Genomic DNA, 22,757 nt, shown 5'->3' with positions numbered 1-22,757 from the left:
TCACGCAGGGTTAAATTTTCCGTGACACATTCAGGTCGCGATCCGTCGACAATGCCGCCATGCCCTCCTGCCGCCCCCTGAGCCGATGAGCAGTGCCAAGCGCGTCCTGATCGTCGAAGACGATGTCCACATCGCCAACCTGCTGCGCATGCACCTGCGCGATGAAGGCTATGAGGTCACCCATGCCGCCACCGGCGACGAGGGCCTGGCCCTGCTGGAGGCGCAGCCGTGGAGCGCGCTGGTGCTGGATCTGATGCTGCCCGGCGTGGACGGCCTGGAGATCTGCAAGCGTGCCCGCGCGATGACGCGCTACACCCCGATCATCATCACCAGTGCGCGCGCCAGTGAAGTGCACCGCATTCTCGGCCTGGAGCTGGGGGCGGACGATTACCTGGCCAAGCCCTTCTCGATGCTGGAGCTGGTGGCACGGGTGAAAGCGCTGCTGCGCCGTGTCGAGGCGATGGCGCAGAACGCACGCATCGACGCTGGCGAGATCGGGGTGGCCGGGCTGCGCATCGACCCGGTCGCACGCACGGCACTGGTCGACGGCCGCCCCTTGGAACTGACCCCGCGCGAGTTCGATCTGCTGTATTTCTTCGCCCGTCATCCGGACCAGGTGTATTCGCGGATGGACCTGCTCAACCAGGTCTGGGGTTACCAGCACGACGGCTACGAGCACACCGTCAACACCCACATCAACCGGCTGCGCAACAAGATCGAGCGCGATGCGGCCAACCCGCAACGCATCCAGACGGTGTGGGGGCGCGGCTACAAACTGGTCGATGGCCACGAGGGGACAGACACATGATCCGCCTCACCTTGTCCCAGCGCCTGTCCGCGGTGTTTTTCGCGCTGTTGCTGCTGTGCTGTGGCGCACTGGTCTGGATCCAGATGCGCAGCACCACCGTGCATGAGCAGGAAACCGTGCAGCGCCTCTCACGCGGGCTGGCCGAGCACATCGCGCGCAGCGGCGAGCTGATGGATGGCCGCGGCATGCGCAATGGCGAAGTGCGCGCGCTGTTCGGCAAGCTGATGGCGGTCAACCCGAGCGTGGAGGTGTATCTGCTTGATGACCAGGGCCGCATCCTTGGCCATGATGCGCCCGACGGTCACCTCAAGCGCAGCCGTGTCGATCTGGTGCCTGTGCAGGCGCTGCTGCGCGACGAGCCGTTGCCGATTCTCGGCGATGACCCACGCAGTGCGACCGGCCGCAAGGTGTTCAACGCGGCGCCGCTGTGGGTGCAGGGGCATCAGGCGGGTTACATCTACGTGGTGCTGGTCGGCGAGCAGCGCGAAGCGCTCGCCGCCAATATCGCGGCCAACAGTACGCTGCGCACCACGTTGTGGTCGCTGGCGATCGTCGCCGTGGTGGGCCTGCTGGCCGGCCTGGTCGCGTTCCGCTGGGTGACCCGCCCGCTGCGCCAGCTGACCCGGCGCATCCAGTCCTTCGATGTGGATAGCGCCACCCCGGATGCCGCACCGCCCCCGGCGGCGCTGCGCCCCGGCGAGCGCGACGAGCTGGCCATCCTGCAGCACAGCTTCGGGCACATGGCCCAGCGCCTGGGCGAGCAGTGGCAACAGCTGCGCCAGCAGGATCTGCAGCGGCGCGAACTGGTCGCCAACATCTCCCACGACCTGCGCACGCCGTTGTCGTCGCTGCACGGGTATCTGGAAACGCTGGCGCTCAAGGACGCCACGCTCAGCGCCGACGAACGCCAGCGCTACCTGTCCATTGCCTTGTCGCAGAGCCACAAGGTCGGCCGGCTGGCCCAGGCGCTGTTCGAGCTGGCCCGGCTGGAGCACGGCGGTGTCGTGCTGGACCGTCAGGCGTTCTCGCTGCCGGATCTGATCCAGGACGTGTTCCAGAAATTCGAGCTGGCAGCCGAATCGCGCCGGCAGACGTTGAGCGCCGATATTCCGCCGGGCTTGCCGCCGGTGATCGCGGATCTGGCGTTGATCGAGCGGGTGCTGACCAACCTGCTCGACAACGCGATCCGCCACACGCCCGAGGGCGGCCGTATCGCGGTGACGCTGCGCGCGGTCAGTGGCGAGGTGCAGATCAGCATCGCCGACAGTGGCCCGGGCATCGCCCCGGAGCGTCGCGACACATTGTTCACCGCCATGCCGGCACTGAGCAGCCAGCGACCGGACAGCGGCGGGCTGGGGCTGTTGATCGTGCATCGCATCCTGCAGTTGCACGCGCGTGACATCCGGCTGCTGGAGAGCCGGGAAGGCGCCTTGTTCGTGTTCTCGCTGCCCGCCACGCGGTAACACCGCGCAAAAAAAGACCCGACAGAGGGAGGGTTCTGTCGGGTCTGGGATTGCGTGGGGGGAGGGACCCACGCAAATTCGATGTTGTCCGGCTCAGCCGCGCGTCTTGCCTGCGCTGGGCGTGGCGGCCGCGAACGGCTGCCGGGCGAGTTCGCCGAAGGCTTCGGAGGCCTTCAGCCCCAGGCCGGCCACTTCCTGGCTGGCGCTGGTCCAACGGGCGAGGTTGTCACGTGCCAGTTGCGCGCCTTTGGGCAGCAGCGACTGCAGCGTGCCAGCATCCTGTGACTGCACGATTTCACCGAAGAACCCGCTGGTAGCGGTGATGTTCTTCTCCAGCGTCTTCACCTGCACCCCGAACATGCTTTCGGCATTTTCCAGCGCGAGCCGGTTGGCACGCGTGGCCGTGGCGGCCAGCTGGCGGGTGTAGTGGCTGAAGGAATCGGTGAACGCGGACGCCATGGTCAGGACGGCTCGAGAACGTTGATGCAATGCAGCATACGCCGAAAATATTGCATTGCAACATTCCGTTGCCGGGTGGGGTCCGGTTTTACATGAATTGTTTACAGATCAGGGGGTTGCACAGGCTTTCGGGCGGTGGTGGCTGGCGCGGAGCCGGCCAGCGGCCGGCACTACCGCGCCGTGCGGTGCTCGCGCGCCGCCGGTCAGCCCCGGTAGCGGCAGCCGGAGGTGCAGGTTTCGTGCACGGTGACCTCGCTCAGCTCGGGCAGGGCCGGCTTGAGCTCGTCCCAGATCCACATCGCCAGGCGCTCGCTGGTCGGGTTCTCCAGGCCGGGGATGTCGTTGAGGTAGTGGTGGTCCAGACGGTCGTAGATCGGCTGGAAAGCGGCTTTGACGTCGCCGAAATCCATGATCCAGCCGGTCTGCTCGCCGGGCTCGCCTTCCACTTTGAGTTCCACCCGGAAGGAGTGGCCGTGCAGGCGCGCGCACTTGTGACCCGGCGGCACGTTGGGGAGGTGGTGAGCGGCCTCGAGGGTAAAGACTTTGAAGATTTCCATGGCCGCATTGTAGCGGTGGGTCGGGGCTCCGGCAGGGGGCGGCGGTTAATTGTTGCTAACGAAAACATTTCCATCCGGATGAAGAGATGTTAGTTTCTCTTATATCCGTATGAAGAGATGTTATTGGCCGTGGTTCAGCCAGGCATGGACTACTGCGGAACTTGTCGTCCACCACCCCACTGAAGTTCATGCCCAAGCACACTCTTCTTGTAGCGGCGTTGTCCGTCGCTCTGGCAACGCCTTTGACCGCGTTCGCCGACGCCGCCCCCGATGCTGCCGCCACCGGCGACAGCAAGACCCTCGCCGCCGTGCGGGTCACCGGGTCCAACATCAAGCGCACGGATACCGAGTCGGCCAACCCGGTGCAGGTGATCGAGCGCCAGCAGCTGGAGGAGACCGGCAAGGCCACCGTCGCCGACCTGCTGCGATCGATCTCGGCCAACACCGGCAACGCCGCCAACGAAACCACCAACAACGGCTGGGCCTCCGGTTCGGCCGGCATCGGCCTGCGCGGCCTGTCGCAGAAGAACACGCTGGTGCTGCTCAACGGCCGTCGCCTGGCCAACTACGGCTTCCCGGCTGGCGGCCTGTCGGACACCTTCGTCAACCTCAACGCGCTGCCGCTGGTTGCCGTGGAGCGCATCGAAGTGCTCAAGGACGGCGCCTCGGCCGTGTACGGTTCGGATGCGGTGGCCGGTGTGGTCAACATCATCACCCGGCAGAATTTCGAAGGTGCCGAACTCGGTGGCAGCCTGGGCACCGCCGATCAGGGCGGGCTGGACGAGCAGAACCTGAAGTTCATCGGCGGCATCGGTGATCTGGACACGGACGGCTACAACATCCTGGTCAGCCTGGAAGGCTACAACCGCGAGCGCCTGGACCAGGACGAGCGTGACCTGACCAAGTCCGGCATCTACACCGACAAGCCCGGCGGCCGCTGGAACGGCTGGTCGGCAAAGGGCGCACGCTATCTGGTCAACGGCACCTCGGTGCCGATGCTCGATGCCAGTGGCAACTGCCCGGACGGCACCACGCTGGTCGCCAGTGCGCCGATCGACGGCCTGGCCGGCAACACCTGCGGCTTCAACCAGGCGCCGTACACCACGCTGATTCCCTCGACCAAGCGCTACCAGGCCTACGTCAACGGCACCTTCCGGGTGAACGACAACGTCGAAGCCTTCGGCGAAGTGCTCTACAGCGACATCAAGGGCGTTTCCTGGTTCGGCAGCAGCCCCTTCTTCACCCTGGAAAGCGGCCGCTTCGCGCTCAACGCCGATACCGGCCTGGCCGAACCGGTGTCCTCCAACCTGCCCGCCAGCAGCCCGTACAACCCGTATGGCCGCGCGGTGCCGATCGAGTACACCTTCTTCAACCTCGGCGCGACCATCAAGACCAACCGCTCGCAGGCCTACCGCGGCCTGGTCGGGCTGCGCGGCAGCCTGCAGAACTGGGATTGGGAAGTGGGGGCGTTCGGCGCGCGCAGCAGCGAGCGCGAGACCGTCTCCGGCGGTTTCGCCAACCGCTATGCACTGGCCGATGCGCTCGCCACCGGCAGCTACAACCTGCTCGATCCGTCGGCAACCTCGCAGGATGTGCTCAACGCGATCAACATCAGCACGCTGCGCCCGGCCGAGTCGGTGCTGCAGGGCGTGGATGCCAAGATCTCCGGTGCGATCGGCCACACCTGGGCCGGCGAAATCGGGTTCGCCGCGGGTGCCGAGTGGCGCCGCGAGAAACTCGATTCCAACAACCCGTGGCAGATCGATGCGGGTCTGCAGATCCGCCCGGCGATCGCCGAGGTACATGGTGAGCGCAAGGTCACCGCGGCCTATGCCGAAGTGAACGTGCCGCTGGCCGAGCGTCTGGAACTGCAGGCGGCTGCGCGCGCGGATCACTACAGCGATTTCGGCGATGCGTTCTCGCCCAAGCTGAGCCTGCGCTGGCAGCCGTGGGACATCCTGCTGGTGCGCGCCGCCGCCTCCAAGGGCTTCCGCGCGCCGTCGCTGTCGGAGAACTCCAACAGCACCAGCATCGCCTACGGCAGCGTGATCGATCCGCGCGACCCGGACGTGCCGGGCTCGCGGCAGAACCCGACCTTCTTCACTGTCGGCAACAACGATCTCAAGCCCGAGCGCACCAAGAGCTTCAATGCCGGCATCGTGCTCTCCCCGTGGTCCAACACCAGCCTGAGCGTGGATTACTACCGCATCGAGCTGGAAAACCTGGTGGGCACCAACAACACCCAGACCCTGGTCACCGACAACGTGCCGGGTGCGGTCAGCCGCGATGAGCGCGGCAAGCTGCTGGCGGTGTTCAACCGCTACCAGAACCTCAGCGAGCTGAAGACTTCCGGGTTCGATGTCGAACTGCGCCAGCGCTTCCCGACCACGCAGGCGGGCGACTTCGGCCTGAGCACCGCTTTCACGCACGTGCGCAACTACAGCCGCCCCACCGTGGTCGGTGGCCCGCTGGTGGATTACGCCGGCAGCAACCTCGGCGCCACCCTGCCCAAGAACAAGGCCACCACCACCTTCGACTGGAGCTACGGCGACTTCCGCACCGCGCTCACCTGGTACTACACCAGCGGGTACGACCAGAAGGCCAGCGCCGCGGCCACTGCCGTGCAGGATCGGGTGGATGCGTACAACCAGTTCGATCTGTACCTGGGCTACACCGGTATCGACAAGCTGACCGTGTACGCGAAGATCCAGAACCTGGCCGATGAGGAACCGCCGTACGACGCCTCTTTCCCGGGCATCCGCGCGCCGTATGACTTCAGTCAGTACGACCTGCGTGGTCGCTACTTCACGGTCGGCTTCGACTACCGCTTCTGACCTCATCCAGCGCATCGGAGCGTGCGTATCCACAGGGCCGGAAGGAACCGGCCCGTCTTTCGGGGAATCGCTGTGTCTTTGCAACGTCGTCTGCTGTCTCCCATCGCCTGGTTGGCGCTGGTGCTGTCTGTGTTCGCTGCGCCTGCCTCCGCGCAGAGCGCGTACTTCTTTCCGGGCAGTGGTGATTTTGATCCGGCCGTGCCCACGCCCCAGCAGTTTCTCGGCTATGAGATCGGCAGCCGTTACACGCGGCACGATCAGCTGGTGGCCTACTTCAACGAGCTGGCCAAGCACTCGGACAAGATCAAGGTTGAAGAGATCGGCCGCAGCTACGAGGGCCGCCCGCTGCTGATCGCCACGGTGACCTCGGCGCAGAATCTGCAGAACCTGGACGCGCTGCGTCGCCAGCACGTCACTCTGGCCGATCCGGCGCAGCCACTCTCGGCCGCCGGCAGCAGCCCGGTGGTGGTGTGGCTGGGCTACAGCGTGCACGGGAATGAAACCTCCAGCGGCGAAGCGGCGATGCTCACCGCTTACTACCTGGTCGCCAACCGCAGCGCGGAGACCGCGCAGTGGCTGCAGCAGGCGGTGGTGCTGTTCGATCCGGCGCAGAACCCGGATGGGCGCGACCGCGCGGCGAGCTGGCACAACGCCTATGCATCCTCGCCTGCCTCGGCTGATCCGGCCGACAAGGAACATGTCGAACCGTTCCCGCAAGGCCGCACCAATCACTACTTCACCGATCTCAACCGCGACTGGCTGGCGCTGACCCAGCAGGACACGCGGCCGAAGATCGCCTATTTCCACCAGTGGTATCCCAACGTCCAGATCGATTTCCACGAGATGGGCAAGGACAGCACCTACTACTTCGAGCCGTCGCCGGCGAGCATGCACAGCCCGCTGATTCCGGCGTCGTCGTATGACTTCAACAAGACCCTGGCCAAGTACCACGCCCAGTCGCTGGATGCATTGGGCTCGCTGTATTACACCGGGGAGAACTTCGACAACTTCTCGCCGGTGTACGGCTCGACCTACCCCGACTTCCACGGCGCGGTCGGCGTGACCGTGGAGCAGGCCAGCTCGCGCGGCCGCGTGCAGGAATCGGTCAACGGCCTGCTGACCTTCGGCTTCACCATCCGCAACCAGGTGGCCACCGGTCTGGGCACGGTGCGCGGCGCAGTGACCGAACGCGATGGGCTGCTGAAGCTGCAGAAGGACTTCTTCCAGTCCGCACTGAAGCAGGCCAACCAGCAGCCGGTGAAGTCGTTCGTGTTCGGCGACGCGGCCGATCCGGGCCTGACCCAGCGGCTGCTGGATCTGCTGCTGCAGCACCAGATCACGGTGCAGGCGTTGAGCGCCCCGGTCACCGTGGATGGGCAGCGCTTCGAGCCAGGCAGCGCGTACGTCGTCCAGGCCGCGCAACCGCAGTTCCGCCTCGTGCATTCGATCTTCGCCGACACCCCGCCGATCAAGGGCGATGTGTTCTACGGCAGCACTTCCTATGCGATCGCGCCGGCCTACGGCATCGCCTTCGCCGCGAGCCGCAGCCGGATTGCCGGTGGCGAGCGCGTGGCCAGCGTACCGGCCGCCAACGGTGGCGTGGTCGGCGGTCAGGCGGGCTACGCCTACGTGTTCGATTGGCGCGATTACAACGCCAGCCGCGCGCTGTATGCGCTGCAGGCCAAGGGCGTGGTGACCCGCGCGGCCTTCCAGCCGTTCACCGCGGCCACCGCGCAGGGCGAGCAGTCGTTCGGCTATGGCAGCGTGGTGGTGCCGGTCGCGGGCCAGCCGCTGGCCGGTGCCGAGCTGCTTGCCGCGGTCGATGCGGTCGCACGCAGCAGTGGCGTGCACATCCAGGCGCTGTCCAGCGGGCAGAGCCGTGGCGGCATCGATCTGGGCAGTGACAGCGTCAAGGCGCTGCGCAAGCCGGCGGTGGCGCTGGTGATGGGCGAGGGCGTCAGCGCCACCGAGATCGGCTCGGCGTGGTTCCTGCTTGATCAGCACCTGCAGTTGCCGGCCAGCAAGATCGATCCGGCCCAGCTGGGCAAGATCACGCTGGACCGCTACACCACCATTGTCCTGGCCGGCGGTACCTATGCCGGCGTGGACGCCACCGCAGTGGCGGCGCTCAAGCGCTGGATCAACGCCGGTGGCTCACTGATCACCTACGGCACGGCCGCGCGCTGGGCGATCGAGCAGAAGCTCAGCGACGAAGTGCTGGGGCCGGAGGAGAAGGAGCCGGAAGGCGCCCGACGTGCGTTCGGCGACCAGCGCGACATCGCAGCCATCGAGCGGGTGAGCGGCAACATCCTCAGCGCGGACGTGGACAACACGCATCCGCTGGGCTTCGGCGTACCGCGTCGGCAGCTGGCGGTGAACAAGGAAAACGGCCTGAGCTTCCAGCCCAGCCGCAATCCGTTCTCCACCGTGGTGCGCATCGACGAGGCGCCCAAGGTCAACGGCTACCTTTCCGAGCGCAACCGCAGCCGCGTCGCCGGTGCCGCATGGCTGGTGGTGTCCCCGCAGGGGCAGGGCAATGTGGTGCTGTTCGCCGATGATCCGGCGCACCGCAAGTACTGGCATGGCACCGAGCGCCTGCTGTTGAACGCGATCTTCTTCGGCAACCAGCTCAACCCGACCAAGCCGCGCGGCTGATCCATCCGCCCCGGTCGTGCCGGCCGCCGGCCGGCTCCCGACCCTTCCCACTGGGACGCGCAGGCCCCAGAACCCGGTGCCCGGAAACAGCCGACCCACGTCGGCTGTTTCCGGTTGTCAGACACCCATCACACCTCATGTGAAATTTCCGTATTGCGAATCATTCGCAATACGCATACGATGGCGCCCGCCGGGATTGCCCGGTGCCCGTCCGCGAGATTCCACATGTCGTTCCGCCCGATCGCTGCGCTGCTGTTGGCCGCCCTGGCCCTGCCCGCGGCCGCGCATACCCCGTATCTGGCGCCGGCCAGCTTCGAGGTCCGCCCCGACAGCCGGGTCACGCTGGACGCCAGCTTCGCCGAAACCTTCTTCGTTCCGGAGGTGGTGTTCGACAACAGTGAGTTCGCCGTTACCGCACCGGATGGCAGCCGGAAGTCACCGGACACGGTTGTACGCCTGAAGAGCCGCACGGTGGTCGAACACACGTTGCCGGGCCAGAAGGGCACGTACCGCTTCAGTACCGGCAACCGGCTGGGTGCGGTGTTCCGGACCTGGTCGCTCGACGGCAAGACCGGCGCCTCGCGCGATCCGGCCATGCCGTTGCCCGCTGGCGCCACGCTGCTCACCCACTACCAGAGCCTGTCCCGCGCGGAGGTCTACCTGACCGCCGGCGCCCCGACCACCGCCGCGCTGAAACCCTATGGCACCGGCCTGGAGCTGGTCCCGGTCACGCACCCCAGCGACCTGTACCGCGGCGAGCGCTTCGACTTCACCGTGCAGTACGACGGTCAGCCGCTGCCTGCGCAGACCGTTGAGATCCACCGCGCGCTCGGCGACGGTGCTCGCCAGCCCGCGCCGGTGACGCTCACGACGGATGCCGCAGGCAATGCCTCGTTCGCGCTCGATCAGGCCGGGACCTATCTCGCGCTGATCCGCTATCGCGGCCCGGCACCGGCCGGCGCTGCCGCCCCGATGTATGGCAACAACTACACGCTGAGCTTCCGCGTCCTCGAACCGTAACCGTTTTTTTTCCAGGGGAACCACCATGAACATTGTCCCGCTCACCGCTGCCCTGCTGGCACTGGTGCTGGCCCCGGCCGCCCATGCGCAGCCGTCCACCCGGACCGCCACCGCCTCGCCGACCGCCGCCGCCTTCCTCGCGCAGTTCGCCACCGATGGCACCGACAGCGTCAGCTGGGCCCAGTTCGAGGCCTTCCGCAAACAGCGTTACGCCGAGACCGACCGCAACCACGACGGTCAAGTCGACGAGCAGGAATACGTGGACGAGTACCTGCAGCGTTTCGATGTGCGTCTTGCCGATGCACGCGCTGGCCACCTGCGCCAGACCGACACCCGCTTCAAGGCGTTGGACCGCGACAAGAACGGCGCGATCAGCCGTGCCGAGTACGATGCCGCCGGCGAACGTACCTGGGCCGGCTACGAGACGTCGCAGAACGCTACACAGGAGACGGCCGCGGCGTCTTCGCGCGATCCGCTGAAGATGCCGACCTCGCATACCGCCAACGGCATGCTGGACCTCTACGACCGCAACAAAGACGGCGCGGTTGATCGCGCGGAATTCGACGCAGTGCGTGCAGCGAGCTTCGCCGCCACCGATGCCGATGACAACGGCGCCCTGTCGCTGGCCGAGTACACCGCCGAGTTCGAGGGCCGCCTGGACGAGCAGCGCCAGCGTGTCCGCGCCGATGCCGAGCGGCAGGCCCGCGTGCGCTTCGCCTCGCTGGACAAGGACAAGGATGGCCGGATGACCTTCGCCGAGTACCAGCTCTCCGGCAAGCGCATGTTTGATCGTGCCGACAGCAACGGTGATGGCGTGGTCGATACGCGCGATCCGGAGCCGGTTGCCGGCGCGCATTCGGCCAACGGCAACCGCTAGCGACTGGGACGTGCCGCGCACGTCCCACGTATCAGCCAACGATGAATCCGGCGCGCGATTTCCCGCGCGTCCTTGTGCCTCCCAGCCCCGCTCGATCCACCGATCGCCGCAGCCAGGAACGGCCCGCCGCCACCGCGGCGCTCACGCCATTCCCTACCCCTCCTGCGGAGCTTGATCATGAAGTCGTCCCTCACCCTGCTGGCCTTGGCGGTTGCCGCCAGCCTGTCCGTCACCGTGCACGCTGAAACCGTCAACGATGCCAGCACGCTCGACACCGTGCGTGTCCAGGCCGAGCGCGCCAAGAAAACGCGTTCGGCCAACCAGAACGTCACCGTGCTCACTGCAGCCGATCTCGACAGCGAGATGGCCAACACGATGGAAGAAGCGATCCGCTACATCCCCGGTGTCAGCATCGTGGACATGGGCCGTTTCGGCGACAACGGGTTCAACATCCGCGGCCTGGAAAGCGACCGCGTGGCGATCACCGTCGATGGCCTGAGCCTGGGCGAATCGGTGGAGAGCGCGCGCTCCTACGAGTTCTTCCGCAGCGGCCGCGGCGATGTGGACATCGATACGCTCAAGAGCCTGGCGGTGATCAAGGGCGCCGATTCGATTAGCGCCGGCAGCGGCGCACTGGGCGGCGCGGTGGTGTTCACCACCAAGGACCCGGCCGATTATCTCAAGGCGAGCGGCAACGATACCCACCTCGGGTTCAAGGCGGGGTACTCCGGTGCCAACGACGAAACCATGGGCACGCTGACCTTCGCCAACCGCACCGGCATCGTTGAATCGATGCTGGTCTACACCCGTCGCGAAGGCCATGAATCCGAGTCGTGGTACGACACCACGAACGATCGCATCGGGGTCGGTCGCCGCACGCCCGATCCGGTCGACAGCACCCGCGACAACCTGCTCGGCAAGCTCGACCTGCAGCTCGACGAGGCCAACACGCTGGGCTTCCTGTACGAGCGTGGCCGCGCCACCAACGACGTGGACAACCTGTCGCGCGTCTATGCACCGGGTTATCTCTCTCGCAAAGGCCATGACACCAACGACCGTGATCGCTACGGCGTGAACTACCAGTGGCGGGCCGACAACGCGCTGTTCGATACCCTGGATGCGCAGGTGGACCGCCAGGTCACCGACAGCCGTGGCATCACTACCATTCTGGCCGGCAGTGGTTGCCCTGGCCGTACCACGCCCTGTCTGCGCAGTGAGAACCGTTCGACCAAGCAGACCCTGGATCGTGCCGCGGCCGATTTCAGCAAGGTGTTCGCCACCGCCGGCGCGCGCCATGACGTGGTCTACGGCCTGGCCTGGCAGCAGCGCGACATCGACTTCACCGCGGTTGATACGCGCTGGAATGCGGCGGGCGCCGTGGCCTCGGTCGAGATCGATCCGCGCCAGGTCCCCAAGACCGACGTGACCGCCTGGAACCTGTACCTGCGCGACAGCGTGCAGCTGCTGGACGAGCGCCTGACCCTCAGTGCCGGCGCGCGCTATGACCGCTACGACTATTCGCCGCAGGTGGATGCCACCTTCGTGGACCGTACCGGTACCGTGCGTGATGTCAGCTTCGCCTCGCCGAGCTGGCAGGCCGGTGTCGAATATCGCTTCCTGCCCGACCACGCGCTGTGGGCGCAGGTGGGTCGCGGCTTCCGTGCGCCGACCGTGGCGGACATGTATTCGCCGACCAGCGCCACCCAGGTGATCAATGCGCAGAATGGCCAGCCGCTGCTGCTCAACGACACCGTGTCCAATCCGGACCTGGACGCAGAGAAAAGCCTGAATCTCGAGTTCGGCTACCGCTGGAGCACGGATCGGGCGCAGCTGGGCCTGTCGCTGTTCCGCGACCGCTACGAGAACTTCATCGAGTACACCAACCTGGCGCAGTCGGTGCCGGGTGGCTTCCGTACGACGGCGACCGGTCCGGTGCTGTACTCGCGCAACTACACGATGCCGACCAACGCGGGCGAAGTAACGGTCAAGGGTGTGGAACTGGAAGGACGCTGGCAGATCAGCGATGCATGGTCCTCGCGCCTGGCCGCCTCGTACAGCGAAGGCGAGAAGCGCAACGGCGATCCGCTGGAGAGCATCGTGCCGGCCAGTGCCGTGCTGGGCGTGCGCTATGCACCGTCGCCGGTGTGGAACCTTACCGCCAGCGTGACCCATGCCGTGGCCAAGAAGGCCAAGGATGCCTACACCACCGATGCCACCACCGGCAGGGTCACCACGCCGTCCTTCGTCGACAAGGCCGACGGCTACACCGTGCTGGATCTGTACGGCACCTGGAATGTCACCCCGCAGTGGAAGCTCAGTGCCGGCCTCTACAACCTGACCAACGAGGAGTACTACCTCTGGCAGCGCGTACGCAACATCAACAAGGGGACCAACACGCTGTACGGCTACGTCAACGATGAAGGCATCGGCCGCTACAGCGAGCCGGGCCGCAATGCACGCATCACGGTGGCCTACAGCTTCTGAGGCAGAGACACAAAAAAAGGGCGACGCAGATGCGTCGCCCTTTTTGCGTTTCAGCGATGCCCGAAGGAATCAGCTGGCGCGACCGCCACCGCCGCCCTGGCTGCGACCGCCGCCGGCATTGCCACCGCCACGGCGCTGGCCCTGCGGCTGGCCACCGCGCGGTGCACCGCGGCCGGCGCCATCACGCTGACCGCCACCGGCCTTCTTCGGGCCGGCATGGGCGTGGCGCGGGGCCTCGGCGTGCGGGCGACGTGCATGCTTGCGCGGCGAACGATCGCCACCCGGCAGTTCGGCCTTGCCCGGCGCGCTGTTGCCCCAGCGGATCGGGGTCTGCGGCTCGAAGCCCGGCACGTCGCGGATGTCCATGTCCTTGTCGAGCAGGCGCACGATCTGGCGCAGCAGCTTGGCTTCGTCCTGCGCCACCAGCGAGATCGCCTGGCCGGTCGAGCCGTTACGGCCGGTACGGCCGATGCGGTGCACGTAATCCTCGGCCACCATCGGCAGGTCATAGTTGATGACCTTCGGCAGCTCGTTGATGTCGATGCCACGCGCGGCGATGTCGGTGGCGACCAGCACGGTCACGCGGCCGGCCTTGAAGTCGCCCAGCGCACGCAGGCGCTGGCCCTGGCTCTTGTTGCCGTGGATCGCCGCGGTCTTGATGCCGGACTTGTCCAGGAACATGGCCAGCTTGTCGCAGCCGTGCTTGGTACGACCGAACACCAGGGTCTGCTCACGGCTGTCCTGGGCCAGAAGATGCAGCAGCAGCTCGCGCTTGCGCGGGCCATCGACCGGGTGCACGCGGTGGCTGATGTTCTCGGCAACGGTGTTCTTCGGCGTGACCTGGATCTGCTCCGGGTTGCGCATGAACTCCAGCGCCAGCTGCTTGATGCTCTCTTCGAAGGTCGCCGAGAACAGCAGGGTCTGGCGGTTCTGGCGCGGCAGCTTGGCGAGGATCTTCTTGATCGACGGCAGGAAGCCCATGTCGAGCATGCGGTCGGCTTCGTCCAGCACCAGGATTTCGATGCCGGAGAGGTCGACGCTGCGGCGCTCGATGTGATCGATCAAGCGGCCCGGGCAGGCGACCAGCAGGTCCACGCCACGGCGCAGCACATCGAACTGGTTGCCCATGCCGACGCCGCCGTAGATGCAGGCGCTCGGGATGCGCAGGTACTTGCTGTAGCCGCGCAGGCTGTCATGCACCTGGGTGGCCAGCTCGCGGGTGGGGGTCAGCACCAGTGCACGCGGACGGCGCGGGCCATCGACGGCCTGCGGGTTGGTGCCCAGGTGCTGCAGCAGCGGCAGGCCGAACGCGGCGGTCTTGCCGGTACCGGTCTGTGCGCCGGCCAGCAGGTCGCGGCCTTCCAGGGCGAGCGGGATGGCCTGCTCCTGGATCGGGGTGGGGGTTTCGTAGCCCTGCTCGGCCAACGCGCGCAGCAGGAACGGGGCAAGGCCCAAGGATTCAAAAGACATCGGGTGGAAGCTCCAAAGACAAAGTAACGCCAGGCCGAATGGCCGGACGCGAGGCAGATCAATGTGATCGGCTGACTCGGAGCGTTCCCGTAAACCGCGCTGCGAGAATTGGGTGCAGTCGACGCGGTGCGCAGACTGGAATGCATGACGAATGGCGTCGGAGTGGGGGCGGGCGACGGATCGATGATCCATATCGCCGGCGATCCCGAAGGGAAACGGACGGCCGCTGCAGACCCGGATAGTCTAACGGATGTTTGAGATCCATACCAAATGCCCCTGTTCAGCTTGGGAGGAGGGGGCGGAACGGTAGCGCCACGCCATGTGTGGCTGCTCCTGCGCGTAGGCAATGCATTACGGTAAGGCGATGCGGCGGTGCAGCTGGTAGGTCCGCCAACCATTTGATTACACTTGAAACCTATTTTCGCGATCCCGGATACCCACCCATGAAGCTTGGTTCTTTGAAGGAAGGCGGCCGCGACGGCACCCTGATCGTGGTCTCGCGCGATCTGCGCCAGGGCGTGCGCGCCACCGGCATCGCCGTGACCCTGCAGCAGGCACTGGAAGACTGGAGCCACCTGGCGCCGCGCCTGAACGCCCTGTACGAATCGCTGAACGACGGCGACGCCGACGGCGTGTTCGATATCGACCTGCAGGCATTGGCCGCGCCGTTGCCGCGTTCGTATGAGTTCCTCGACGGCAGCGCCTACCTGCCGCACGTGGCCCGCGTACGCCGCGCCCGTGGCGCCGAGGTGCCGGAGAGCTTCTACACCGATCCGCTGATGTACCAGGCCACCAGCGCCGGCTTTTACGGCCCGCGCGATGCGGTCAAGGTGGTCAGCGAGGAGTACGGCATCGATCTGGAAGCCGAGCTGGTGGTGATCACCGACGACGTGCCGATGGCCGTGACCCCGGAGCAGGCCGCCGGCCACATCCAGCTGATCGGCCTGGTCAACGACGTCTCGCTGCGCAACCTGATCCCGGGCGAACTGGCCAAGGGCTTCGGCTTCCTGCAGTCCAAACCGCGCTCGGCGCTGTCGCCGGTGTTCGTCACCCCGGATGAGCTGGGCGAGGCCTGGCAGGACAGCAAGGTCCACCTGCCGCTGGTCACCCACATCAATGGCACCTGGTTCGGTGCGCCGGAAGCGGGCGTGGACATGCAGTTCAACTTCGCCCAGCTGGTCGCGCATGCGGCCAAGACCCGCCCGCTGGGCGCGGGCGCGATCGTCGGCTCGGGCACCATCGCCAACGAAGACACCAGCAAGGGCGCCTCCTGCTTCGCCGAACAGCGCACGGTGGAAACCCTGCGCGACGGCAAGCCGAGCACGCCCTTCATGTCCTTCGGTGATGTGGTGCGGATCGAGATGTTCGATGCGGCCGGCGAGAGCATCTTCGGGGCGATCGAGCAGCGCATCGAGCAGGCAGCCAAGCCCTGATCGCCGCGGCGGAGACCGTCATGGAACCGATCGAGCTCTTCAGTTACTGGCGGTCCAGCGCCGCCTACCGCGTGCGCATCGGGCTGAACCTCAAGGGCCTGCCGCACCGGATCACCCCGGTGCACCTGGTCCGCGAGGGCGGCGAGCAGCACAGCGCTGCCTATGCCGCGCTCAACCCGCAGGAACTGGTGCCTACCCTGCGCCATGGTGATCGCGTGTTGCAGCAGTCGATGGCGATCCTGGAGTACCTCGACGAGGTCTTCCCGGCCACGCCGTTGCTGCCCGGCGATGCGGAAGGCAGGGCGCGCGTGCGTGCCCTTGCCCAGCTGGTGGCCTGCGACATCCACCCGCTGAACAACCTGCGGGTCATGCAGTATCTGGAGCGCACCCTACAGGCCAGCGCCGAGGCGCGCACGCAATGGACGCTGCACTGGATGGCGGAGGGGTTGGCGGCGATGGAAACGCTGCTGGCCGGCCATGCGGCGACGGGTACGTTCTGCCATGGCGAGCAGCCCGGGCTGGCCGATGCCTGCCTGGTGCCGCAGTTGTACAACGCGCACCGGTTCGGCCTGGTGCTGGCGCCGTACCCGACCCTGCAGCGGATCGAAGCCGCCTGCCTGGCGCTGCCGGCCTTCGACGCGGCGCGGCCCGAGCATCAGATCGACGCAGGATGACGGTGGGCATCGACAGATCGACGCAGCGAGACGGGTAGGCATCGACCGTTGGTCGATGCGCCGTGTCAATTGCCCCCACCAACGGTGGGGAACTGCTAGAACCCGTGCGTGATCGCCGGAGCCGAGGCGGCCGAGTAATCCGCGTAAGGATCGTGCTCGTTGCCGCCCTCGGACAGGCGGAACTTCAGCGCCAGGCCATCGCGCGAATCGGCTGCGCGCAGCGCTTCTTCCTGCTCGATGATGCCGTTCTTGGCCATCCGGAACAGGCACTGGTCAAAGCTCTCCATGCCTTCTTCCAGCGAGGCTTCCATCGCCGCCTTGATCTCGTGTACCTGGCCGCGGCGCAGCAGGTCGCGGATCATCGGCGTGTTGATCAGCACTTCGGTGGCCGGCAGGCGACGCCCGTCCTTGCCCTTGACCAGGCGCTGGGACACGACCGCGCGCAGGTTCAGCGAGAGGTTCATCAGCACGTTGCGGTGCGCGCTCTCGGGGAAGAAGTTGAGGATGCGCTCGATGGTCTGGTCGGCGTTGTTGGAATGCAGGGTGGCCAGGCACAGGTGCCCGGTTTCGGCGAAGGCGATCGCCGCCTCCATGGTTTCCGCATCCAGGATTTCGCCGATCAGGATCACATCGGGCGCTTCACGCATCGCGTTCTTCAACGCGTGGTGGAAGGTGTGGGTGTCCAGCCCGACCTCGCGCTGGTTCACGATCGACATCTTGTGCTTGTGCAGGTACTCGATCGGGTCCTCGATGGTGAGGATGTGCCCGGTCGTGGTGCTGTTGCGGTGGTCGATCATCGAGGCCAGCGAGGTCGACTTGCCCGAGCCGGTCGAGCCGACCACCAGCACCAGCCCGCGCGGGGTCATGATGACGTCCTTGAGCACCTGCGGCAGGTTGAGCTCTTCGATGCTGGGGATCTTGCTGCGGATCGCACGGATCACCATGCCGACCTCGCCGCGCTGCTTGAACACGTTCACGCGGAAGCGCCCAGCGTCGGGCAGGGCAATGGCCATGTTGAGCTCGAGCTCGCGCTCGAACTGCGGGGCCTGGCCCTCATCCATCAACGAGTAGGCGATCTTCTTGACCATCCCGGGCGGCAAACCGGTATTGCCGAGCGGATAGAGTTTCCCCTCGATCTTGATGTATACCGGTGCTCCCGTCGTCAAGAACATGTCCGACGCGTTCTTTTCGGTCATCAGCTTCAGGAAATAGCCGATATCCATGCGAAATGTTTCCCCAACAATCAGCGGCTTGCCATTGCAAGCGCACCGCAGGCTTCCGACAATGGCCGCGCACACAACTCTGGCGACGGCACCCCCAATGAAACCTAGCTTCGCACAAATACGACGGGCCCTGTATGTGACGGTGTGCGCATTCGCGCTCTCTGGTGCCGCACAGGCGCAGGATGGCGCCCTGGAACTGATGCAGGCCCGGCAGGCGGTCGACAAGGCCACCCAGGCCGATGCCGACCAGTACGCTCCGGACCTGATCGCCGTGGCCCGCCAAGGGCTCGAGCAGGCCCAGCGTGCCGCCGGCGACCGCCGCGAGCGCAAGAACGCGCCGATGCTGGCCGTTCGTGCCACGGTCGATGCCGACCTGGCCCGCGCGCGCAGCGAAGAAGCCACCGCCACCGCGCAGCTGCAACTGCGCCGCAACGAAGTCAGCCAGCTGCAGCGCCAGCTCGCCACCGGGGAAGACCGCTGATGATGTCCACCAAGATGCGCATGCCCTGCCTGCTGCTGGTCGCCAGCCTCAGCCTGCCGCTGATGGCCCACGCCGCCGATGACCCGGCCGTGGCCCAGCTGACCCAGCGCCTGATGGCGATCCAGGCCAATCCGGATGCGGCCCAGCTGGCCGCCTTCGAGCGCCTGCAGGCCCAGCAGGCCGTGGCCGATCTGACCAAGGCCAAGCGCCGTGATCTGGACCAGGCCCGCTACCTGGCCGAGCGCCGGGTCGAGATCGCCGAGACCAGCGTGCGCGCCGCGCTGGCCCAGCGTGAGGTCGACCAGCTCGAGCGCACCCGCAGCGAGCTGCTGATCGAAGCCAGCCGCCGCGATGCCCAGCGTGCCCGCCAGGAGGCCGAGCGCCTGCGCGTGCAGGCCCAGATCCAGGCCGAGGAAAGCGAGCGCCTGCGCCAGGCGGCCGAGCAGGAAGCGCTGGCCCGCCAGGATGCCGAAACCGCGCTGACCAGCGTGGCCGGCAAGCAGACCGCCCGTCTGAGCGCGGCCCAGCAGAACGCCGCCAAGCTGGCCCGTGAGGAAGCCGAGCTGGTGGCGGGCAGCAAACTGCCGGGCTCCAGGTTCGACAGCCGCGGCGAAGTGTTCACCTTCAATGGCGACGCCTTCGCCGCCGGCAAGGGCAGCCTGTCCGGCGGTGCCAAGGGCCAGGCCAAGGCCTTGGCCGAGTACCTGAACATCGGCAAGAAGGGCCGGGTCCGGATCGAGGCGTACGACGCCGCAGCCGGGGTCGGCCAGCAGCGTGCCGAGGCCCTGCGTGATGCCCTGGTCGCGGCCGGAGTGAGCAGCAGCCGGTTGCAGGTGAGCGGCAAGAAGGCAGCGGCGACCAAGGCGCGTTCGGCCGAGGTCATCATCGCGCCCTGATGCCCGATCTGGATGTGCTCATGACCGCGGGTTGTGACGCAAATCCTTGTTTTTGTTTAATTTTCGTTGTTCTGCGTGTTCAGGCTGAACCCCGCCTAGGCATCGCCAACGATATCGTTTGAAAGGGTTGAACCGCCGTCGAAGCAAGCGTAGGGTCAGTTGTCCGGGTCGCCTTCCGCGGCCCGGACGATTGGAGGGCCGGCAATGCACCAGCGCCACGAATCACCGCAGTCCCAGGTCCGGCACGATGTGCTGGAGGGCGTTGCGGGTTCGCAGGCCAAGGATGCGCGGTACTCCGCCCCAAGCAGCGCCCCGTGCCGTCAGGCCGGGGCGTTCTTGTTTCAGCAGAAGCGATAGGAGGTTCATCATGTTTGAAGGTCAGCCCCAGAGCGATATCGACGCACGGCGCCAGCAGGATCCGGAATTCAAGGCGTTGTACGAACGGCACCAGAAGTTGAACAAAAAGTGCATGGATGCCGAGCTGGGCGTACTTCCGATAGACCGTCTCACCCTGGGACAGATGAAACGAGAAAAGCTGCTGGCCAAGCAGAAGCTGGAACGGTTGTACGCCTCCCCCATGCATTAACCCCTTTACCACCCTACGTCGCGGGCGGTTCCGGTCTCCTCGTCGACCGGTGCCGTCCGCGCCGCTTATGAACACGGCAACCTGACTTTCGCCGCCAACCGTCGGATAATCACCGGTCCGGCCGCCCAGCGGCGCGAATCGATGTGAACCGATGGCAATCCACTCCTCCGTACTCGAACTCATTGGCCAGACCCCGATCGTCAAGGCCCAGCGCCTGGATACCGGTGTCTGCGAGCTTTACCTGAAGCTCGAGAGTGCCAATCCCGGAGGATCGATCAAGGACCGCATCGGGCTGTCGATGATCGAAGCCGCCGAGCAGCGTGGCGACCTCGAGCCGGGCGCGACCCTGGTCGAGGGCACCGCCGGCAACACCGGCCTGGGCCTGGCGCTGGTCGCGCAGCAGAAGGGCTACAAGCTGATCCTGGTCGTGCCGGACAAGATGAGCCGCGAGAAGATCTTCAACCTCAAGGCGATGGGTGCCGAAGTGCGCCTGACCCGGTCGGACGTGGCCAAGGGCCACCCGGAGTACTACCAGGACATGGCCAAGCGCGTGGCCGAGGAAACCCCCGGCGCGTACTTCATCAACCAGTTCGGCAACCCGGACAACCCGGCCGCCCATGAATTCGGCACCGGCCCGGAAATCCTGGCGCAGATGGACGGCGACCTGGATGCGATCGTGTTCGGCTGTGGCAGCTCCGGCACCATGACCGGCCTGTCGCGCGCCTTCTCCACGCTCTCGCCGAAGACCGAGCTGGTCCTGGCCGACCCGGTCGGCTCCATCCTGGCCGAGTACATCAATGACGGCGTGCTCAACGACAAGTCGGGCAGCTGGCTGGTGGAAGGCATCGGCGAGGACTTCCTGCCCTCGATCGCCGATTTCAGCCGCGTCACCAAGGCTTACGCGATCAGCGATGCCGAGAGCTTCCACACTGCGCGCGAGCTGCTGGGCAAGGAAGGCATCCTCGGCGGTTCCTCGACCGGCACCCTGCTGGCCGCGGCGCTGAAGTACTGCAAAGAGCAGACCACCCCGAAGAAGGTGCTGGTGCTGGTCTGCGACACCGGCAACAAGTACCTGTCCAAGATGTACAACGACTACTGGATGCTGGACAACGGCTTCCTGGAGCGCCCGCAGTCCGGCGACCTGCGCGACCTGATCCTGCGCCCGTACGGCCAGCGCGACACCGTCGTGATCGGCCCGAACGATCTGCTGACCACTGCCTATCAGCGCATGAAGCTGTATGACGTCTCGCAGCTGCCGGTGATGGATGGCGACCAGCTGGTCGGCATCGTGGATGAAAGCGACGTCCTGCTGCATGTCTATGGCGACGAAGCCCGCTTCCGCGACCCGGTCGCCACCGCGATGGTCAGCAAGCTGGACCGCCTGGACGTGAAATCGCCGATCGAGGCCCTGCTGCCGGTGTTCGACCGCGGCCAGGTCGCCATCGTGATGGACGGCGCCAACTTCCTCGGGCTGATCACCCGCATCGACCTGCTGAACTACCTGCGCCGCCGGGTACAGTAAGCGGCTGAGTCGCAATGAACCCATGTTTATCCGCGTCAACGGCCGATTAAGCCACCGCTGATAGACTTCCGCTCCTTTTGCGGGGGCCCCTGTGGGGGCTCCTCTTGCTGGGAAACAACATGTCCGATCACGCTTCCTCCGGGCACGGCGACCGCTCGCTCGCCCTGGCCACGCTGGCCATCCATGGCGGCCAGTCGCCGGATCCGAGCACCGGCGCGGTGATGCCGCCGATCTACGCGACCTCCACCTACGCCCAGTCCAGCCCCGGTGAACACCAGGGTTTCGAGTACTCGCGCACCCACAATCCCACCCGCTTCGCCTACGAGCGGTGCGTGGCCTCCCTGGAAGGCGGCAGCCGCGGTTACGCGTTCGCCTCGGGCATGGCCGCCAGCTCCACCGTGATGGAACTGCTGGACGCCGGCAGCCACGTGGTGGCGATGGATGACATCTATGGCGGCACCTTCCGCCTGTTCGAGCGCGTGCGTAAGCGCACCGCCGGCCTGCAGTTCAGCTTCGTCGACCTGACCGACCTGGCCGCGTTCGAGGCCTCGATCACCCCGCAGACCAAGATGGTCTGGATCGAGACGCCGACCAACCCGATGCTGAAGATCGTCGACATCGCGGCCGTCGCTGCGATCGCCAAGCGCCACCAGCTGCTGGTGGTGGTCGACAACACCTTCGCCTCGCCGATGCTGCAGCGCCCGCTGGAGCAGGGCGCGGACCTGGTCCTGCACTCGGCCACCAAGTACCTCAACGGGCACTCGGACATGGTCGGCGGTATGGTCGTGGTCGGCGACAACGCCGAGCTGGCCGAGCAGATGGCCTTCCTGCAGAACTCCATCGGTGCCGTGCAGGGGCCGTTCGACAGCTTCCTGGCCCTGCGTGGCCTGAAGACCCTGCCGCTGCGCATGAAGGCGCACTGCGCCAACGCGCTGGCCCTGGCCCAGTGGCTGGAAAAGCACCCGGCCGTGGAGAAGGTCATCTATCCCGGCCTGACCTCGCACCCGCAGCACGAGCTGGCGACGCGCCAGATGAACGGCTACGGCGGCATCGTCTCGATCGTGCTCAAGGGCGGTTTCGCGGCGGCCAAGCGCTTCTGCGAGAAGACCGAACTGTTCACGCTGGCCGAGTCGCTGGGTGGCGTGGAAAGCCTGGTCAATCATCCTGCGGTGATGACGCATGCCTCGATTCCGGTGGAACGCCGGGAAAAGCTGGGCATCAGCGATGCGCTGGTGCGGCTGAGTGTGGGGATTGAGGAGTTGGGGGATCTGCAGGTGGATCTGGAGCGGGCGTTGTTGGTAGGGAATCCCTGATC

Annotated in this window: 18 protein-coding genes; 14 read left to right on the top strand and 4 right to left on the bottom strand. The window is 66.3% G+C overall.

All coding sequences use genetic code 11. From position 1 onward, the window contains the following. The first annotated feature begins 85 nt into the window (after nucleotides 1-85). A complete protein-coding gene (locus tag EDF74_RS17290) occupies nucleotides 86-808 on the top strand; it encodes a response regulator transcription factor (RefSeq protein WP_123731266.1) in 723 nt (240 codons plus the stop codon). Then, nucleotides 805-2,271, top strand: coding sequence for a sensor histidine kinase (locus EDF74_RS17285; protein WP_123731265.1), 1,467 nt, complete (start codon nucleotides 805-807; stop codon nucleotides 2,269-2,271). Before EDF74_RS17290 ends, EDF74_RS17285 begins: the two co-directional genes overlap by 4 nt. Before the next feature lie 93 nt (nucleotides 2,272-2,364). Here EDF74_RS17285 and EDF74_RS17280 read toward each other — a convergent pair whose 3' ends face one another. Then, nucleotides 2,365-2,730: a phasin family protein gene (locus tag EDF74_RS17280; protein ID WP_123731264.1), complete on the bottom strand. Its 366-nt coding sequence runs from the start codon at nucleotides 2,728-2,730 to the stop codon at nucleotides 2,365-2,367. A 203-nt stretch (nucleotides 2,731-2,933) separates the two neighbouring features. Beyond that, nucleotides 2,934-3,287 carry a 6-carboxytetrahydropterin synthase QueD gene (queD, locus tag EDF74_RS17275; protein ID WP_019182605.1) on the bottom strand — a complete coding sequence of 118 codons (354 nt, stop codon included), beginning with the start codon at nucleotides 3,285-3,287 and terminating at the stop codon, nucleotides 2,934-2,936. A gap of 188 nt (nucleotides 3,288-3,475) precedes the next feature. On the opposite strand from queD, the gene EDF74_RS17270 reads away from it, so the two are divergent. The 5 genes from EDF74_RS17270 to EDF74_RS17250 all read left to right on the top strand — a co-directional run bounded on the left by EDF74_RS17270 (nucleotide 3,476) and on the right by EDF74_RS17250 (nucleotide 13,157). After that, on the top strand, nucleotides 3,476-6,121 hold the full coding sequence (locus EDF74_RS17270) for a TonB-dependent receptor (RefSeq protein WP_123731263.1): 2,646 nt from the start codon (nucleotides 3,476-3,478) through the stop codon (nucleotides 6,119-6,121). Between the two features lie 72 nt (nucleotides 6,122-6,193). Beyond that, nucleotides 6,194-8,776, top strand: a complete 2,583-nt coding sequence (locus tag EDF74_RS17265) for a M14 family zinc carboxypeptidase (protein WP_428999179.1) — start codon at nucleotides 6,194-6,196, stop codon at nucleotides 8,774-8,776. Nucleotides 8,777-9,001: 225 nt separating this feature from the next. Then, complete coding sequence (locus tag EDF74_RS17260) at nucleotides 9,002-9,796, top strand: DUF4198 domain-containing protein (protein WP_123731262.1); 795 nt, start codon at nucleotides 9,002-9,004, stop codon at nucleotides 9,794-9,796. Between the two features lie 25 nt (nucleotides 9,797-9,821). Beyond that, nucleotides 9,822-10,673, top strand: coding sequence for an EF-hand domain-containing protein (locus EDF74_RS17255; protein WP_123731261.1), 852 nt, complete (start codon nucleotides 9,822-9,824; stop codon nucleotides 10,671-10,673). Nucleotides 10,674-10,850: 177 nt separating this feature from the next. Beyond that, nucleotides 10,851-13,157 (top strand): TonB-dependent hemoglobin/transferrin/lactoferrin family receptor, encoded by a 2,307-nt coding sequence (locus tag EDF74_RS17250; RefSeq protein WP_123731260.1) that lies wholly within the window; start codon nucleotides 10,851-10,853, stop codon nucleotides 13,155-13,157. Between the two features lie 69 nt (nucleotides 13,158-13,226). On the opposite strand, the gene EDF74_RS17245 is transcribed toward EDF74_RS17250, so the two are convergent. After that, on the bottom strand, nucleotides 13,227-14,627 hold the full coding sequence (locus tag EDF74_RS17245) for a DEAD/DEAH box helicase (protein WP_121042519.1): 1,401 nt from the start codon (nucleotides 14,625-14,627) through the stop codon (nucleotides 13,227-13,229). A 443-nt stretch (nucleotides 14,628-15,070) separates the two neighbouring features. Here EDF74_RS17245 and EDF74_RS17240 point away from each other — a divergent pair, with 443 nt between their 5' ends. After that, entirely contained in the window at nucleotides 15,071-16,060 is a 990-nt protein-coding gene (locus tag EDF74_RS17240) for a fumarylacetoacetate hydrolase family protein (RefSeq protein ID WP_123731259.1), read from the top strand. Nucleotides 16,061-16,080: 20 nt separating this feature from the next. Further along, nucleotides 16,081-16,734 (top strand): maleylacetoacetate isomerase, encoded by a 654-nt coding sequence (gene maiA / locus EDF74_RS17235; RefSeq protein WP_123731258.1) that lies wholly within the window; start codon nucleotides 16,081-16,083, stop codon nucleotides 16,732-16,734. A gap of 95 nt (nucleotides 16,735-16,829) precedes the next feature. Here the strand turns inward: maiA and EDF74_RS17230 are convergent, their stop codons facing one another. Next, on the bottom strand, nucleotides 16,830-17,957 hold the full coding sequence (locus EDF74_RS17230; protein WP_123731257.1) for a PilT/PilU family type 4a pilus ATPase: 1,128 nt from the start codon (nucleotides 17,955-17,957) through the stop codon (nucleotides 16,830-16,832). Nucleotides 17,958-18,054: 97 nt separating this feature from the next. Between EDF74_RS17230 and EDF74_RS17225 the strand changes: the two genes are divergently transcribed. The 5 genes from EDF74_RS17225 (at nucleotide 18,055) to EDF74_RS17205 (ending at nucleotide 22,755) form a co-directional block, all read left to right on the top strand. Then, entirely contained in the window at nucleotides 18,055-18,438 is a 384-nt protein-coding gene (locus EDF74_RS17225) for a DUF4398 domain-containing protein (protein ID WP_183073797.1), read from the top strand. Nucleotides 18,439-18,452: 14 nt separating this feature from the next. Further along, on the top strand, nucleotides 18,453-19,334 hold the full coding sequence (locus EDF74_RS17220) for a hypothetical protein (RefSeq protein WP_184997363.1): 882 nt from the start codon (nucleotides 18,453-18,455) through the stop codon (nucleotides 19,332-19,334). 367 nt (nucleotides 19,335-19,701) lie between these two features. Next, nucleotides 19,702-19,920, top strand: a complete 219-nt coding sequence (locus tag EDF74_RS17215; protein ID WP_123731256.1) for a YdcH family protein — start codon at nucleotides 19,702-19,704, stop codon at nucleotides 19,918-19,920. A gap of 151 nt (nucleotides 19,921-20,071) precedes the next feature. After that, nucleotides 20,072-21,442, top strand: a complete 1,371-nt coding sequence (locus EDF74_RS17210; protein ID WP_123731255.1) for a pyridoxal-phosphate dependent enzyme — start codon at nucleotides 20,072-20,074, stop codon at nucleotides 21,440-21,442. Nucleotides 21,443-21,561: 119 nt separating this feature from the next. Next, a complete protein-coding gene (locus EDF74_RS17205) occupies nucleotides 21,562-22,755 on the top strand; it encodes a cystathionine gamma-synthase (RefSeq protein ID WP_123731254.1) in 1,194 nt (397 codons plus the stop codon). Nucleotides 22,756-22,757 lie beyond the last annotated feature (2 nt).

Origin of the sequence: Stenotrophomonas rhizophila, from assembly GCF_003751305.1 — a bacterium.
Classification (GTDB): domain Bacteria; phylum Pseudomonadota; class Gammaproteobacteria; order Xanthomonadales; family Xanthomonadaceae; genus Stenotrophomonas; species Stenotrophomonas rhizophila_B.
This window is presented reverse-complemented; position numbering and strand designations above follow the sequence as displayed.

Bases quoted from the DNA above. Each gene is read 5' to 3' on its own strand.
- EDF74_RS17245 (WP_121042519.1), bottom strand. From the start codon at position 14,627: ATGTCTTTTGAATCCTTGGGCCTTGCCCCGTTCCTGCTGCGCGCGTTG.
- maiA (WP_123731258.1), top strand. From the start codon at position 16,081: ATGGAACCGATCGAGCTCTTCAGTTACTGGCGGTCCAGCGCCGCCTAC.
- queD (WP_019182605.1), bottom strand. From the start codon at position 3,287: ATGGAAATCTTCAAAGTCTTTACCCTCGAGGCCGCTCACCACCTCCCC.
- EDF74_RS17250 (WP_123731260.1), top strand. From the start codon at position 10,851: ATGAAGTCGTCCCTCACCCTGCTGGCCTTGGCGGTTGCCGCCAGCCTG.
- EDF74_RS17270 (WP_123731263.1), top strand. From the start codon at position 3,476: ATGCCCAAGCACACTCTTCTTGTAGCGGCGTTGTCCGTCGCTCTGGCA.
- EDF74_RS17215 (WP_123731256.1), top strand. From the start codon at position 19,702: ATGTTTGAAGGTCAGCCCCAGAGCGATATCGACGCACGGCGCCAGCAG.
- EDF74_RS17260 (WP_123731262.1), top strand. From the start codon at position 9,002: ATGTCGTTCCGCCCGATCGCTGCGCTGCTGTTGGCCGCCCTGGCCCTG.
- EDF74_RS17240 (WP_123731259.1), top strand. From the start codon at position 15,071: ATGAAGCTTGGTTCTTTGAAGGAAGGCGGCCGCGACGGCACCCTGATC.
- EDF74_RS17210 (WP_123731255.1), top strand. From the start codon at position 20,072: ATGGCAATCCACTCCTCCGTACTCGAACTCATTGGCCAGACCCCGATC.
- EDF74_RS17285 (WP_123731265.1), top strand. From the start codon at position 805: ATGATCCGCCTCACCTTGTCCCAGCGCCTGTCCGCGGTGTTTTTCGCG.
- EDF74_RS17225 (WP_183073797.1), top strand. From the start codon at position 18,055: ATGAAACCTAGCTTCGCACAAATACGACGGGCCCTGTATGTGACGGTG.
- EDF74_RS17220 (WP_184997363.1), top strand. From the start codon at position 18,453: ATGCGCATGCCCTGCCTGCTGCTGGTCGCCAGCCTCAGCCTGCCGCTG.
- EDF74_RS17290 (WP_123731266.1), top strand. From the start codon at position 86: ATGAGCAGTGCCAAGCGCGTCCTGATCGTCGAAGACGATGTCCACATC.
- EDF74_RS17230 (WP_123731257.1), bottom strand. From the start codon at position 17,957: ATGGATATCGGCTATTTCCTGAAGCTGATGACCGAAAAGAACGCGTCG.
- EDF74_RS17280 (WP_123731264.1), bottom strand. From the start codon at position 2,730: ATGGCGTCCGCGTTCACCGATTCCTTCAGCCACTACACCCGCCAGCTG.
- EDF74_RS17255 (WP_123731261.1), top strand. From the start codon at position 9,822: ATGAACATTGTCCCGCTCACCGCTGCCCTGCTGGCACTGGTGCTGGCC.
- EDF74_RS17205 (WP_123731254.1), top strand. From the start codon at position 21,562: ATGTCCGATCACGCTTCCTCCGGGCACGGCGACCGCTCGCTCGCCCTG.